Genomic DNA, 14843 nt, shown 5'->3' with positions numbered 1-14843 from the left:
GGCCCGTTCGCGCTGGGCAGGAGCGCTGGTGACCAGTGCGACGCTCGATCGCAACGTCCGCGCCCTTCTCGGAGAAGGCGCGTACGGCGGCTTCGAGGATGCGTTCCCGTCCGCACCGCCATGGAGGTCAACTTCTTCGGCGTGGCCGCCATGACCCGGGCCGCCCTGCCGCACCTGCGCGCGGCCCAGGGCCGGGTGATCACCGTCACCAGTGTCGGCGGCGTCGTCGGCCAGCCCTTCAACGAGGCGTACTGCGCGGCCAAGTTCGCCGTCGAGGGCTTCATGGAGTCCCTCGCCCCCGTCGCCGCCCCCGTCGCCGCCACCGTCGGCGTCACCGTGGTCGAACCCGGCGCGGTCGCGTGCGAGTTCATCGCCAACCTCGGCCTGGACGTCCCCGCCGTGCTCGCCGCGTCCGGGCCCTACACGCCGGCCCTTCAGGCGTACATCGCCCGCACGCGGGAGACCTTCGGCAACGCCCAGACCTCGGACGAGGCCGCCGCCCCGATCATCGACGCCCTGACCGCCGACCGCCCTGCCTTCCGCATCCAGACCTCCCAGTGGGCCCGCGACTTCGTCGCCACCACCCTTGCCGACCTCGACGGCTCCGCCGTCCAGGCCCTCACCCGCACCTGGGTCCGCTGAACAACCCCACAACAGGAACACCGAGTTTGTCGCGGCGGCTCGTCTGGTTCGAGAGCCATACCTCGAGGCGTACGTCGTGTTCCTGGCCCTCGATGGTGATCCGTTCGGGGTGCTGGCGGGGGATGACGGTCTTCTGCTCGCGCTCGATGTACCGGGCGAGCGCGGCCAGGCCCCGCGGGAACGCCTCCGCACCCCCCGCGCCCGCCGCCGCGGTCCCGGTCTTCGTGCCGCTCGGCGCCGGCCTCCGGGCCGGGGTGGTGGCCGCCTCGACGCCAAGCTGGGCGAGTCTCTTCTGCTGCTCCGGGTTGAGTCGGTGGAAGTCGCGTTGTTGGCGGGTGAGTCGGTGTCCGATGTCGTCGCCGTGCCAGGTCACCCCGGGCACGATGCCCGTCGCCAGCGCCCCCTCGTCCAACAGGGCTTTGAGGCCGACGTACCTCACAGGAACCGGGACCCGGTTCCGTCCCGAAGCCCGCCCCATACGGGCCCCGGGGATCTGTACGAGGGGTTGAGGAGTGGGCCCAGGGAGCCGATCTGGTCATCCGCCCTGCCGTGGCAGCGCCGTGGGGGAGTGGTCCGGGCGGCCGTGGGAGGCCTTCCGGGCAGGGGCTGGGGTGGTCGGCGGGGGCCTCTGGGCTGGCTGTTCTGGGCGCTCGCGCTCCTTCGATTGAAGGGTCTTTGGAGTCTGCCGCCCCAGCCATCAAAGAGTTCAAACAGTTGCAATAAATGATATTCGGGCATATCCGTCGTGAGGCGGCCCACAGGACCTAGGTCACATACGAGTGGGCCTAGTGGCCATCGATGGGCTGGGCACTGCTTCTTCACCCGGGCACGCCTTGCGCGTGCCGGGCCGCGCGCGGGGCGGCGGTACCGGCTGCTGCGAAGTCCGTTAGGAGAAGCGGGGCCTTGTCAGGCCGTGCGGGGGTCGGTAGAACTGGATGAGTCGCCGGGCGGCACGGGTGCTCCACCCGCCGCGGACGAACCCCTCCCCATCGTGTGAGTGGCTCACGCATGCCCTGGCATGCCGCGACCGTCCCTGTTCCCTTCGGAAGGCCTCTTCGTGTCCAACGCAGTCATCCGCCGCATCGCCGCCTCCAAGAAGACCCTCGCGGGCGCCGTCGTCGCCGTCGGCGCCGCCGGTTCCCTGTTCGCCACGGTTCCCGCCCAGGCGGCCCCGGTGAACGCCAAGGCGATCGCTCAGCAGATGATCAAGGACCCGGCGCAGTTCGCGGCCTTCAGTAAGATCGTCTCCCACGAGAGCGGCTGGAACCACACCGCCACGAACTCCTCCTCCGGGGCGTACGGCCTGGTCCAGGCCCTGCCGGCGTCGAAGATGGCGTCCGCCGGCGCGGACTGGAAGACCAACCCGGCCACGCAGATCAAGTGGGGTCTGGACTACATGAACTCCCGCTACGGCAGCCCGGTCGGCGCCTGGAACTTCTGGCAGGCCCACCACTGGTACTGAGCCACCAGCTGACTCACCCACCCGAATCCGACATGCCCGCCGCTTCAGCGGCGGGCATGTCGGATTCGGTGATTCACTCCCGCGACCAGCGGATGAGATTGCCGGCGCCCCGCCGCCGCTCAGTGAGCTTTTTCAGCCTGACCCTACAGTCAGCGCGGGTAGGCATCGCCGCCGGTGGAGATCCGACGTTCCTGTGATCTCGGCGGCGACCGCGGGGGTGTCGGCCCGGCCGAAGTCCGGGCGCAGGTCGCAGGCCCAGGTGGCATGCCGGTCGGCGGTCGGCACGACGGGGCGGGTGATGGCTGCGATCCTCGTCTGCATCCTCTTGACGAACTCCGCTCTATGCTCGGGCTATGGCCGATGCCTCGAGGGTGAAGATCTTTTTTGCCGGCTGCATGGACAACGCGGCGAAGGTCGGCTTCAGCCTCGTCGACGGTCGCGAGTTTCTCGGCTGGATCGCTGAGGTCGCGGACGATCGGGTATCGGTCGCTTGGGCACCCAGCCCGATCTTCATGCAAGCCACGGGCGGCGAGAAGTGGAATCCGGACGATGAGTGGATACCGTTCAGCGCGATACTGTCCGGGACGCTCGCGTGGTACGACACGTCTGCCAGGCGGTGGGTGACGTACCCGCATTGACCTTTTATCGACCGAAGTCGACAAGATCGCCTGTCGTGCCTGGATGATCACGCAGCGAGAACTTCGCCCCCGCGTCCCCACGCAGACTGTCATGGAGGTCTTTCAGCGTTGCCGCTCCAGCGTGAGGACGGCGGCGATTGACGTCATTCGATTCGGGCTGCACCGGGCCTTGCGGAAGATCCGCCATGACTTCAGTCGTGCGACGCCACGCTCGACCGGTGCCCGTGCTGCGGACAGTGCGCGGTTGACGGTCTGTCGCGTGGGTGTGAGGTCACGGCCCGGCAGGCGTCTGAGGGCCGTCGTCACCCATGGGCCGGCTCCCATATAGGCACGGTCGGCGAGAACCGGGACGCCCTGGCGCTCACAGATCCGGATGATCCGGTGGGTGCGGGCGCGGTGAGGTCGTGCGCACGGCCGGGCAGTGCGGGCGAGATCCACCCCAGCCGCCCAACCGGGTCGGTTACCACCTGTACGTTCACCCCATGCCGGCGGTGCTTGTAAGAGAAGTCGGCCCGGCTGTCGCCGACCCGGTCGCACTCCGCAAGCGTGCCATCCAACAGGACGTAGTCCGGATCGGCCTCACGCAGGGCACGGCCGGGCGCGCGGTCAGCCAGCAGGTCGATGACGGCTGCCACGTAGGCGTGCGCGGTGCCGACGGAGATGCCGAACCCGGCAGCGAGCTGGGCGAGAGTGTCGTGCCGCCGCAGGTACACCAGACCGACCAGCGCACGCTGGTGCGGCGGGAGCTTGCAGCGGCGGTCACCTTCGCGGGTGACGATGGTCATGGTGACCCACTCGACCAGGGCATGAGGCAGGTCGAGTGCGGCAGAACACGGAGCCAACGCGGCTCCTGTGCCTGTGGGTTGAGACTTCGAACACCTCCCCCAACGGCACGGGAGCCTCGTGCGTTGCGCGCACCGTCGGCATCACCCGATCAGTGGCCACTCTGAAACAGCTCAGTCACAGCCCCTATGGCTGAGTGGGTCCGGCTGACGGGACGCGTTGTCGGCGCAGGAGCAGCCCTGCGGGCCGCCACAGGGCGAAGGCCAGGCCGAGGCCGAGCGGGATCTGCAGGAACTGCTGGATCACCGGGGGCCCGGGCTTGTCCCCCGCCTGAGCGGGGCAATGCCCTGCGGATCGACGGTCACCGTGTAAGTGCCGCCTACCACCCACTTGCGCGAGAGCGGCCTGGACGGCATTCTCCCGATCGACCGCTGAGGGTCGCCACCACAGGTACGGTCAGCTTCATGGCAGGCAAGACGGCACGCACCACCGGACCCAGGGGGCGATGGGCGTGGAGAACGGATCGCAGAGCATCCCGTGGGGCGGCGAGTGGCGACGTCACCTCCGCTCCGGTGCCGAGGCGGGTCTCGTGCGCTCGTGGATGCGCCGTGTCGAATGCCCGACCTGCAAGGCAGCCGCAGGGCGGGCCTGCCGCACCGCGGGCGGCCGCCCGACCAACGAACACCGTGCACGCCGTGACGCCATCGGCCCCATCCCGTACGCGAAGTGGCGAAAGGAGGGCCTCATCCCGGAGCAGCGGACGTACACGATTCCGGCCGTGCTCAAGGAGTCGGAGAAGGCCCGCGGCGACTTCAACGTGGACACCGCCTTGGCCGACGGTGTGGCGGTCGTCCGGATGTTCCTCGCCGACCGGCTCGGGTTGTTCCTCCAGGGCGAGGAGGCCATGGACCGCATCGACGACGCCGTGCGCAAACTGATCGAGGTCCGCGGCCCGGTGGGGACGGCCGACGTGGTCACTGTCCTTGCCAGCCAAGTCGCCTCGCTGCTGGCTGCGAACGCTGGACCCGACGGCGATCCGGAGGCCCTGTTCGACACGATGATCCGCGCGCAGATCGACATGGTCCGCAGGATGAAAGCCGACGAGAGATCTTCTTCAGCAGCTCACGGTGTTTGGGAGCAGCTCGTAGCCCGACCGTGTGACGTGCCCGGCCGAAGTGCGGCTGCCTTGCGCGCCGGTCGGTCCCCACCGCGACGCAGGTGCTTTCGTCGGGGGGGCCGGGTGTGCGACGGCTCCGGTGTCGGTCCTAAGGGGTCGGCCGACGTCCAGCCGTTCTCCTGCGCGTCGTCCGGTTGCCGAGGGCGTCCGTCCGCAACGCAGAAGGAGAGATCGTGGTGACAGCAAACGTCAGCGAGAGGCGCAGGGCGATGCCCGGGCAGCTTCTCAGGGGCCAGAAGGCGCTGGTGACCGGTGCCAACTCGGGCATCGGCCTTGCGACCGCCATCGCCCTGGGCCGGGCCGGAGCGGACGTAGTGGTGAACTACGTAGTCGGTGCGCACGAGGCAGAGAACGTCGTGAAGGAGATCGAGGGCTTCGGGGCCCGCGCCTACGCCCACGAGGCCGACGTGTCCGACGAGGACCAGGTGAACGCCATGGTCGCGCGGATGGTCGAGGAGTTCGGCACCATCGACATCATGGTGGCCAACGCGGGCCTGCAGCGGGACGCGGCCCTCACGGAGATGACGCTCGCCCAGTGGCAGAAGGTCATCGACGTCAACCTGACGGGCCAGTTCCTGTGCGCGCGGGAGGCCGCCAAGGAGTTCATGCGGCGCGGTGTGGTGGAGGAGGTCTCCCGTTCGGCGGGCAAGATCATCTGTATGAGCTCGGTCCACCAGGTCGTCCCGTGGTCGGGGCACGTGAACTACGCCTCCTCCAAGGGCGGTGTGGGCATGCTGATGCAGACCCTCGCGCAGGAGCTGGCCCCACATCGAATCAGGGTCAACGCGGTCGCGCCCGGCGCCATCCGCACGCCGATCAACCGCGATGCCTGGTCCACCCCCGAAGCCGAGGCCGACCTCCTGCGGCTGATCCCGTACCGCCGCGTGGGCGACCCGGACGACATCGCCAACGCCGTCGTCGCCATGGCGTCCGACCTGCTCGACTACGTCGTCGGGACCACCCTCTACGTCGACGGGGGAATGACGCTCTTTCCCGGCTTCGCCACCGGAGGCTGATCTCCGGTGGAGGATCACGTCACGCCCCGCCGGGTGGTCGTCCTCGGCGGAGGGTTCGCAGGGCTGTTCGCCGCCCGCGCAATGCGGAGGTCACCGGTGGCGGTAACCGTGGTCGACCGCCGAGCCCACCACCTCTTTCAACCGCTGCTGTACCAGTGCGCCTCCGGGATCCTGTCCGAGGGACAGATCGCACAGCCGCTGCGCGGGGTCCTGCGACGCCACCACAACGTGAGCTGCGTGCTCGCCGAGGCCACGGACGTGGATGCCGGCGCTCGGCTGGTCCACGCCCGGCGACCCGAGGGCGGAACCGTCGTGCTGCCGTACGACGAACTGATCGTCGCGGTGGGTATGCGTCAGTCCTACTTCGGGCACAACGAGTTCGCTGCGCACGCCCCCGGCATGAAGACCCTGGACGACGCGCTCGACATCCGCCGACGTATCTACCGGGCGTTCGAGATGGCCGAAACGGCCGCGGACGACCGGGAACGGCAGCAATGGCTCACCTTCGCGCTCGTCGGCGCCGGACCGACCGGTGCCGAACTCGCGGGACAGATCCGGGAGATCGCCGGCCACACGCTCGAGCGGGAGTTCCGGACGATTGATTCCGCCAAGGCCCGGGTGCTGCTTTTCGAGGGGTCCGACGCGGTGCTGGGTGCGTTCGGTCCTCGACTGGCCCACCGTGCGGCCCGAACCCTGCAGGGTCTCGGTGTGGAGCTCCACCTCGGCACGATGGTCACCGACATCGATGCTCACGGCCTGACCGTGAAAGACCGTGACGGCAAGGCGACCCGGTTCGACGCACGCACCGTCCTGTGGACGGCGGGGGTCGAGGCGCCGCCCATCGCAGCCGCGCTGGCCCGGGCAACCGGTGCCGAACAGGACCGGGCCGGACGCATCCTCGTCGAACCCGACCTCACCATCCCGGGCCATCCGGAGATCCGCGTCACGGGCGACGTGATGAGCTTGAACAAGCTGCCGGGTCTGGCCGAGGTCGCCATGCAGTCGGGTGCGTACGCGGGCCGGAGCGTGCGCCACGCCGTCGAAGGCAGGACGAAGAAACCGAAGCCCTTCAAGTACGTGGATCTCGGCAGCGCCGCCTACATCGCCCGCGGCCGGGCCGTGGTCAAGGCCGGCCCGCTGCATCTGTCGGGTTTCACCGGCTGGCTGGCCTGGCTCTTCATCCACCTGGCCTTCCTCACCGGCTTCCGCAGCAGGCTGGGAGCGGTGCTCAGCTGGTCCGTCGCCTTCGCCACCGGCTCGCGCCGCGAACGCGCCTTCACCATGCCCGACACCGGCGTGTCGGCGGCCCGGGCGGGCGGCCCGGAGGCACCTCCGCCTCCCTGACGGGCCCGGGCCGATCCTCTACGGGTGCCCCTTCGCATCCTGTCCCTCCTCAGCCCCGCCACCCCCACAGGGCAGACCATCGAGGCGCACATGCTCAACACCGTCGACTTTCTGGCGAACAGCACCCCGGACCAACTCCTGCCGGCACGAGAGTTGATGGCCTTCACCCTGGCCTCACACATCCTGCTGGTCCCGTTCGGTGTGGCACTGCCGTTCATCACCCTGCTGATGCACCACCGGGGGCTGCGACGCAACGACGCCGTCGCTCTCGAGCTCGCGCGACGCTGGTCGGCGGTGATGGCCGTTCAGTTCGCCATCGGCATCATCACCGGCACCGTGCTGTCCTTCGAGTTCGGTCTGCTGTGGCCCGGCATGATGGGCCGCTGGGGAGACGTCTTCGGTCTCGGGTTCGGCGTCGAGGCGTGGGCATTTTTCCTGGAGGCCGTCCTGATCGCGATCTACCTCTACGGCTGGCGCCGGCTCAAGCCCTGGACCCACTTCTGGCTGGCCGTGCCGCTGCCGCCGGTCGCCCTGATGGGGGCGTTCGGCATCATCGCGGCCAACTCCTGGATGAACACCCCGCAGGGGTTCCGCCTGGACGCCCAGGGCAATCCCGTCGACGTCGACGTGCGGCAGGCGGTCTTCACACCGATGTTCGGCCCGGAGTACTGGCACTTCGTGGTCGCGATGCTCATGACCGCCGGCTACGTGGTCGCCGGTGTCTACGCGGTCGGCTGGCTGCGCGGGCGCCGTGACCGCTACCACCGGCTCGGCTTCACCGTGCCGTTCACCGTCGCCGCGATCCTCACCCCGATCCAGTTCATGCTCGGCGACTCCGCCGCTCGCGCCGTCTTCCACAAGCAGCCGGTCAAGTTCGCCGCCCTGGAGATCGTCTGGAAGACCGACTCCCATGTGCCCGAGTACATGTTCGGGCGGCTGAACACCAACGGCATCATCTCCGGCGGACTCAAGATCCCCCAGCTGGACTCGATCCTCGCCGGCTTCAAGCCCAGCACCCAGGTGATCGGGCTGACGTCGGTGCCGGCCGCCGACCGCCCCACCGCCGTCCAGGCCACCATCGCCCACTGGGCCTTCGACATCATGGCCACCATCGGCAGCGTGCTCATCCTGCTCGCGCTCTGGTACGCCTGGTCCTGGTGGCGGCACCGGGACAACCCCGGCAGCCGTTGGTTCTACCGCTGTGCCGCGCTCGCGGGAGTCGCCTGCCTGTTCACCGTCGAGTGCGGGTGGATCACCACGGAGGTCGGCCGTCAGCCCTGGATCGTCTACCAGTACATGAAGGTCTCGGAGGCGGTGACCAGCACCCGTGCCGGATCGCTGTGGGCGATGCTCGGCATCGTCATCGTCGTGTACGTGGTCGTTTTCGGCTCGTTCCTCGCGGTCGTCCTGAAGATGCGTACCCGCTGGCGCATGACCGACGAGGGCGCGGCCGCCGCGCGCGCCGAACTGCCGCCGGAGACCGACACCCCCTACGGGCCCCGAAGCGAGCCCGAGCCAACAACCGCCGGCACCGTGCCCGGTGGCGGATCCGACCACACCCCTGGCGGTGCGTCGTAATGGCCGAATTCATCGCCTGGGTGTTGGTGCTCGCCATCGCCGCCTACGCCTGCGCCGGAGGCACCGACTACGGCGCGGGCTTCTGGGACCTCCTGGCCGGCGGCGCCGAGCGCGGCAAGCGGCCCCGCTGGCTCATCGACCACGCCATGGCACCGGTCTGGGAGGCCAACAACGTCTGGTTGATCTTCGTCCTGGTCATCATGTGGACCGGCTTCCCGACGATGTTCCAGGCCGTCTTCACTGCGATGTGGCTGCCGCTCGCCCTCGCCGCCGTCGGTCTGGTCCTGCGCGGCGCCGGGTTCGCCCTGCGCAAGCCGACCCGCCGCCTGGCCCAACAACGGATCTACGGCGCGACGTTCGCCGTCTCGTCACTGATGACGCCGTTCTTCCTCGGGGCGGTGCTCGGCGGCATCGCCTCCGGCCGGGTCGAGGTCGGCACGACCGCCTCCGCTGACGCCTGGGCCAATGGAACCTCCGTCCTCACGGGTCTGCTGGCCGTCGCCGCCACCGCCTTCCTCGGAGCGATCTTCCTCTGCTCCGACGCCCTGCGGTTCGGCGCGCTCGATCTCGTCGACTACTTCCGCGTACGGGCGTTGTGCGCCTTCGGCGCCGTTGTGGTCCTCGCGCTCATCGCCCTGCCCGTCACGCACGATGACGCCCGCTACGTCTGGGACGGCCTCACCGGGGGCTGGGGCCTGCTGCTGATCATTCTGGCCGCGGTCTGTGGTCTGGCCACGGTGTTGCTTCTGCTGCGCCGGTCCCACGGCTGGTCCCGCTACACCTCGGTGGCGAGCGTGGCCCTGGTCGTCGGCGCCTGGGGCTTCGCGCAGCGGCCCTACGTGCTGCCCACCTCGCTGACGGTGACCGCGGCGGCCGGGGCCACCCACACCCTGCGCTGGCTGGTGATCGTCACCGCCATCGCGATCGTGCTGGTCGGTCCGGCGCTGGTACTGCTCTACCGGCTCGACGCGATGGGTGAGCTGGAGGAGCTCACCGACGCCGACACGCGGGCCGCCAGAACGTCCGGCGACAACCTGTAGCGACGCTCAGCCGGTCACGGAGCGACGGTGTCCCGGTCACCTCAGCCGGGCGGCGATGTGGTCGCCGACTCGCAGGGCGTTGGCGATGGCGGTGAGCGACGGGTTCACCGCGCCGATGCTGGGGAAGAAACTCGTGTCCACGACGTAGAGGTTGTCGAGGTCGTGGGCCTTGCAATTGACGTCCAGGGCCGAACTCCGTGGGTCGTCGCCGAACCGCACGGTGCCGGCCTGGTGTGCGGTGGCGCCGATCGGCATGCCTTTGTGCAGGTAGATGCTGTGATCCAGCAAGTGGTGCTCGTGCATGCCCAGGTGTCCGAGCATCCCCCGCAGCTTGTGCTGGAGGCGCTTCAACCCGGCGATGTTGTTCTTCTCGTCGAGGGCCAGGTGGATGGCGTCGTCCTTGTCGAGGGTGACCCGGCTCTCGGGCAGCGGAAGGTCCTCTCCGCAGAGCCAGAAGTCGACGGCGTGGTGGGCAAGTACCTCGAAGGGCATGTCGGGCATGACGGCACCGGCCCAGCGCGGAGCCTCGCCGTGGATCTGGTCGGCGTCCGACTTGCCGAGCATCTGGATGCCGCCGAGCGGAAACTCCCAGTCGTCCGCGCCCAGGTACCAGTCGTTCAGCGCCAGGGTCTTCTGGAAACGCGTGGGGTTCGGTTCCTTCGACACCGCCATCAGCGCCAGGTTGTTGTGCCGCATGTAGTGGCGACCCACCACGTCCGAGCTGTTGGCCAGACCGGCGGGGTGCTTGTCGTTGGCTGAACGCAGCAGCAGAACGGCGGAGTTGACCGCGCCGGCCGCGACCACCACGATGTCGGCGCTGAATCTCTCCGTCGTTCCGTTCCTGAGCTCGGCGACGACCTTGGTGACGGTGTGTCCGGTCGGGTCGGTCTCCAGGCGGCGCACGTCGGCGTTGGTGACCATCGTGACGTTGTCGTACTTCAGCGCCGGGTCGACGCAGATCACCTGCGCGTCGGACTTGGCGCCCACCAGGCAGGGGAAGCCGTCGACCCGGTCGCAGCGGATGCAGACGCTGTCGTGGGTGGCCCGGCCGTGCTCGTCCTGGGTGAGATTCACGCCGATCGGCAGGTGGAAGGGGTGCAGGCCGGCCTTCCCCAGATCGTCGCTGAGCTGCTGGATGCGCGCCTCGTGCTCGACCGGCGGGTAGGCGTACTGCGCGCTGGTCGGCCCTCCGGTGGGGTCCTCGCCGTGCCGGCCGTGCACCAGGTAGAGGTGCTCGGCCTGGGTGTAGTACGGCTCCAGGTCCTCGTAACGGATGGGCCAGGCCGGAGAGATGCCGTCGTGGTGGCGCAGTTCGCCGAAGTCCTCGGGCCGGAGCCGGAAGAGCGCGGCGCCGTAGAACTTGGTGTTTCCCCCGACGTAGTAATTGACCTCTGGCGGGAACTGGTTGCCGTGCTTGTCGTACCAGAACTCCGGGGCACGGTACTTGCCCTTGACGAAGACGGCGGTGGAGTCCCAGTTGTCCCGCTCCCGCGGCAGGTAGCCGCCACGTTCCAGGATCAGGATCCGCCGGCCGGAGGGGGCCAGTCGGTGGGCGAGCGTGCCGCCGCCCGCTCCCGTACCGATGACGATGACGTCGTAGTGCTGATCGTCGGCCATGAGAGGGTCCCGTCCTAGGAGTCGTCGACTGTCCGGGCCGAAGCGCCCGTCCGGGGGCCACGGCTGTGCTGTTCCGCACAGGCATTCACGCATTCGGGACATTCAGTGCCAATTCCCAAACTATCGGGTGGGTCGGCTGACTGCGACCCGGCGGAGTCGATCAGGCGGCAGATCACTTCACGGCCCGGACGGCGCGCACCGCCTGGTCGACGAGGGTCTGCGGGTCGGCCCGCGCGTCGACGGTCAGGCCGGGCTCGTCCGGCCGCAGCGGTTCCAGGGCGGCGTACTGGGAATCGACCAGCCGGGCGGGCATGAAATGGCCCACTCGGCCTGTGACCCGCTGGTCGGCGATCGCGCGGTCCAGCGCCAGATACAGGAACCACACGCCTGCGTCTGCCCTGCGCAACTCGTCCCGGTACTCGTGCCTGAGGGCCGAGCACGCCACCACACTGCCCTGTCCGGCGTCGGTCGCCTCGCGGATCCATTCGGCGACGGACCGCAGCCACGGGCGGCGATCCTCGTCGTCGAGTGGGCGACCCGCGGCCATCTTGGCGCGGTTCGCGGCCGGGTGGGCGTCGTCCGCCTCCAGGAAGGGCACCATGAGCCGCTGCGCGAGCAGCAGTCCCACGGTGGACTTGCCCGATCCCGAGACACCCATGACCACCACGACCGAGGGGGCCGGGGTCACAGGACGGCAATCGGATTGACCGGCGAGCCGGTGGCGTCCGGCAGCCTCAGTGGGGCGATCACGCAGAGGAAGGACCAGCGTCCCTCCGCCTCGCAGACCGGTGCCAGGTCCTCGAACTGCAGGTAGTCCAGCAGGTGCAGGCCCATGGCGTGGACCGCCAGCACATGCACGGGAAAGTCGACGCCCTCGGTGGAACTCGGCGCCGTGTCGTTGTTACCGTCGCCGCCGAGCACGGCGACCCGCCGGTCGGCGAGGAATTCCAGTGCCGACGGATGGAGTCCGGCGCGCTCGCGCGCAGCGTGCCACGGCCCGAGTTCGGCACGGCGTCGGCGATGGCCGACGCGGACGAACAGGAGGTCGCCCTCGGTCACGCGGAGGTGCTGGGCGGTTTCGGCCGCGGCGAGGTCGCCGGCGGTCACGTGATCGCCCGGTTCGAGCCAGGGCACGCCACGCAGCCGCGGAACGTCCAACAGCACACCGCGTCCCACGATCCCGTCGCGAGCCGCCTCGATGGAGAGCGTCGTGGCCCCGTGTGCCGTGACGCTGCTCGCGGCGACGCCACCGTGCAGCGTGCCGTCGTAGATCACGTGGCAGAGGGCATCGATGTGGCTGTCGGCGTCGCCGTGCACGTTCATCGCGAAGCTGTCCCTCGCGAAGTGGAGCCCGCCAGAGGCGTCTTCCTCCGGCGGCCCGCTCATCCGGTGCCTCGCGGGCTCCGGATTGTCCGGGCCGGGCAGCGTCTCCACCGGCGCGGCGAGCGTCACCGTCCGGCCGGTCCGCACCTCCTGGGCGGCGGCCGCCATCCGGGCAGGAGTGATCGCGTCCAGGGCGCCCCGGTCCCCAGAGGCCCAGGTGGCGCGGGAGAGCAGGTGCCGGTGGAGCACATCGAACTCGGCCTTGGTCAGCCGTGGCGGTCCTGCCGGACGGGCACGGGTGGCCATGGGTCAGCGCCCTTGCTCCGCGTCGAGCGCCTGGTCGAGGGTGGTGGCCGCCATGATGAGCGACAGATGGGTGAACGCCTGCGGGAAGTTGCCCAGTTGCTCCCCACTGGGACCGACCTCCTCGGCGAAGAGCCCGACGTGGTTGGCGTAGGTCTGCATCTTCTCGAACGTGTAGCGGGCCTGGGGCAGCCGTCCCGCCTGGGCCAGCGCGTCGACGTAGAGAAAGGTGCACAGACTGAAGGTGCCCTCAGAGCCGCGCAACCCGTCCGGCGACGCCGCCGGGTCGTAGCGGTAGACGAGGCTGTCGGAGACGAGCTTGCGGTCCATTGCGTCGAGCGTGGCGAGCCAGGCCGGGTCCCTGGGGGCGATGAAGCCGACTCTCGGCATGAGCAGGAGGGAGGCGTCCAGGACGTCACCGCCGTAGTGCTGCACGAAGGCGCCCTCCTTCTCGCTCCAGCCGCGCTCCATGACCTGTTCGAGGATGGCGTCCCTGGCGCTGCGCCACTTGTCCAGGTCGGCGGGCCTGCGGTAGTGCTCGGCCAGGCTGAGCCCCTGGTCGAAGGCGGCCCAGGACATCACCCGGCTGTAGGTGAAGTCCTGGCGGCCGCCGCGGGTCTCCCAGATGCCCTCGTCCGGCCGGTCCCAGTGGTCGGCGAGCCAGTCCAGCGTCCTGGCCATCGTCTTCCATGCCCGGTAGGTGGCCTGCGGCCCGATCTCCCGGCCCTGGGACAGCGCGTAGAGGGCCTCGCCGTAGATGTCCAGCTGGAGTTGGTCGGCGGCGCCGTTGCCGATGCGGACGGGGTAGGAGCCCCGGTAGCCCTCGAAGTGTTCGAGTGTCTCCTCCGGCAGGTCGGGGTTGCCGTCGATCCGGTACATCGTCTGGAGCGGCTCCTCCTCCTTGCCCTCCCGCTCGTGCAGTCTGCCGACGAGCCAGTGGACGAAGGCGGTGGCCTCCTCGATGAAACCCAGGTCCAGCATGGCCCGCACGGACAGCGCGCCGTCGCGGACCCAGGTGAACCGGTAGTCCCAGTTGCGCTCTCCGCCGACCTGCTCCGGCAGGCCCATGGTGGCCGCCGCGACGAGGGCGCCGGTGGGGGCGTAGGTGAGGAGCTTGAGGGTGATGACCGAACGGTGCACCAGCTCGGGCCAGCGGCCCCGGTAGCGGGACTGGTGCAGCCAGTCCTGCCAGAAGAGGGCGGTGTCGTCGACCTGTGCGGTGAGCCCGTCGACCGTGAGGGGTGCGGGCGCCTCGCCGCCGGACGCGCAGACGGTGAACACGACGCCGCCCGACTCGCCGGCGCGCAACGCCACCCTGCCGCGTACGTCCTGGCCGTCCCGCTCGAGCGGGAAGGAGGTCTGCAGGTGCGCGTCCATCCCCGGCGACCGGAACAGGCCGCTGTTCTCGCCCTCCCCGAGCTCCAGCTGGTGCTCGGCCCGGCCGTAGTCGAAGCGCGGCCGGCACTCGAGTGTGAAGTCGACGCTCCCGCGCACGGCACGCACGACGCGTATCAGGGTGTGCCGGTCGGTGGCGGTGCCGGTCCGGTCCGGAGGCATGAAGTCGACCACCTCGCCCACCCCGTCCGGTGACATGAACCGGGTCACCAGAATGGCCGTGTCGGGATAGTAGAGCTGTTTGCAGGTTTGGTCCGGGTGCTCGGGGGCCAGCCGCATGTACCCGCCATCGTCGTGGTCGAGCAGGGCGGCGAAAATGCTGGGCGAGTCGAAGCGGGGAGCGGCGAACCAGTCCACGACACCTTGCGAGGAGACGAGCGCGGCGGTCTGCAGGTCGCCCACCAGGCCGTGTTCGGCGATGGGAGGGTAGCGATCCATGGTTGCTCCGAAAAGTCGGAAAGAACCCCTGAGTCCACTATGGGTCAATCGGGTGGTCCTTGCGCGCCGGAGGTGACCGAAGTGACC

12 protein-coding genes and 3 pseudogenes are annotated in these 14843 nt (G+C 69.5%); 9 read left to right on the top strand and 6 right to left on the bottom strand.

What is annotated here, in order from left to right:
- Positions 1–108: 108 nt before the first annotated feature.
- A pseudogene (locus OG522_RS01250) lies at positions 109–642 on the top strand (SDR family NAD(P)-dependent oxidoreductase); the annotation flags it as partial.
- On the opposite strand, the gene OG522_RS01245 reads toward OG522_RS01250, so the two are convergent.
- On the bottom strand, positions 620–1081 hold the full coding sequence (locus tag OG522_RS01245; RefSeq protein ID WP_329461037.1) for a hypothetical protein: 462 nt from the start codon (positions 1079–1081) through the stop codon (positions 620–622). The pseudogene OG522_RS01250 and the gene OG522_RS01245 sit on opposite strands and share 23 nt — an antisense overlap.
- Positions 1082–1660: 579 nt before the next feature.
- On the opposite strand from OG522_RS01245, the gene OG522_RS01240 reads away from it, so the two are divergent.
- Entirely contained in the window at positions 1661–2104 is a 444-nt protein-coding gene (locus tag OG522_RS01240) for a transglycosylase SLT domain-containing protein (protein ID WP_329461036.1), read from the top strand.
- A 353-nt stretch (positions 2105–2457) separates the two neighbouring features.
- Positions 2458–2742, top strand: a complete 285-nt coding sequence (locus OG522_RS01235) for a hypothetical protein (RefSeq protein WP_329461035.1) — start codon at positions 2458–2460, stop codon at positions 2740–2742.
- Positions 2743–2844: 102 nt separating this feature from the next.
- On the opposite strand, the pseudogene OG522_RS01230 reads toward OG522_RS01235, so the two are convergent.
- Positions 2845–3584, bottom strand: a pseudogene (locus tag OG522_RS01230) (transposase family protein).
- A 446-nt stretch (positions 3585–4030) separates the two neighbouring features.
- On the opposite strand from OG522_RS01230, the pseudogene OG522_RS41150 reads away from it, so the two are divergent.
- The 6 genes and pseudogenes from OG522_RS41150 to OG522_RS01205 all read left to right on the top strand — a co-directional run.
- Positions 4031–4243 (top strand): annotated as a pseudogene (locus OG522_RS41150) (zinc finger domain-containing protein); the annotation flags it as partial.
- A 60-nt stretch (positions 4244–4303) separates the two neighbouring features.
- On the top strand, positions 4304–4882 hold the full coding sequence (locus OG522_RS01225) for a hypothetical protein (RefSeq protein WP_329461034.1): 579 nt from the start codon (positions 4304–4306) through the stop codon (positions 4880–4882).
- Positions 4883–4911: 29 nt separating this feature from the next.
- Positions 4912–5718: an SDR family oxidoreductase gene (locus OG522_RS01220; protein ID WP_329467437.1), complete on the top strand. Its 807-nt coding sequence runs from the start codon at positions 4912–4914 to the stop codon at positions 5716–5718.
- Positions 5719–5724: 6 nt separating this feature from the next.
- Positions 5725–7062: an NAD(P)/FAD-dependent oxidoreductase gene (locus OG522_RS01215; RefSeq protein ID WP_329461033.1), complete on the top strand. Its 1338-nt coding sequence runs from the start codon at positions 5725–5727 to the stop codon at positions 7060–7062.
- Positions 7063–7152: 90 nt separating this feature from the next.
- Positions 7153–8640 carry a cytochrome ubiquinol oxidase subunit I gene (locus tag OG522_RS01210; RefSeq protein WP_329467436.1) on the top strand — a complete coding sequence of 496 codons (1488 nt, stop codon included), beginning with the start codon at positions 7153–7155 and terminating at the stop codon, positions 8638–8640.
- Complete coding sequence (locus OG522_RS01205) at positions 8640–9680, top strand: cytochrome d ubiquinol oxidase subunit II (RefSeq protein WP_329461032.1); 1041 nt, start codon at positions 8640–8642, stop codon at positions 9678–9680. The genes OG522_RS01210 and OG522_RS01205 overlap by 1 nt, the downstream gene beginning before the upstream one ends.
- Positions 9681–9716: 36 nt before the next feature.
- Here the strand turns inward: OG522_RS01205 and OG522_RS01200 are convergent, their stop codons facing one another.
- From OG522_RS01200 to OG522_RS01185, 4 genes are all read right to left on the bottom strand, one after another.
- Positions 9717–11297 (bottom strand): GMC family oxidoreductase, encoded by a 1581-nt coding sequence (locus OG522_RS01200; protein WP_329461031.1) that lies wholly within the window; start codon positions 11295–11297, stop codon positions 9717–9719.
- Between the two features lie 172 nt (positions 11298–11469).
- The gene (locus tag OG522_RS01195; protein WP_329461030.1) at positions 11470–11985 is read right to left on the bottom strand and encodes a gluconokinase; all 516 of its coding nucleotides are present in this window, start codon (positions 11983–11985) and stop codon (positions 11470–11472) included.
- Positions 11982–12926, bottom strand: a complete 945-nt coding sequence (locus tag OG522_RS01190; protein WP_329461029.1) for a cyclase family protein — start codon at positions 12924–12926, stop codon at positions 11982–11984. Before OG522_RS01190 ends, OG522_RS01195 begins: the two co-directional genes overlap by 4 nt.
- A 3-nt stretch (positions 12927–12929) precedes the next feature.
- Complete coding sequence (locus OG522_RS01185) at positions 12930–14756, bottom strand: glycoside hydrolase family 15 protein (RefSeq protein ID WP_329461028.1); 1827 nt, start codon at positions 14754–14756, stop codon at positions 12930–12932.
- Positions 14757–14843 lie beyond the last annotated feature (87 nt).

Source organism: Streptomyces sp. NBC_01431, from assembly GCF_036231355.1.
Taxonomy (GTDB): Bacteria; Actinomycetota; Actinomycetes; order Streptomycetales; family Streptomycetaceae; genus Streptomyces.
Note: the sequence above shows the minus strand (reverse complement) of the source record. Positions and strands in the feature narration are given on the sequence as shown.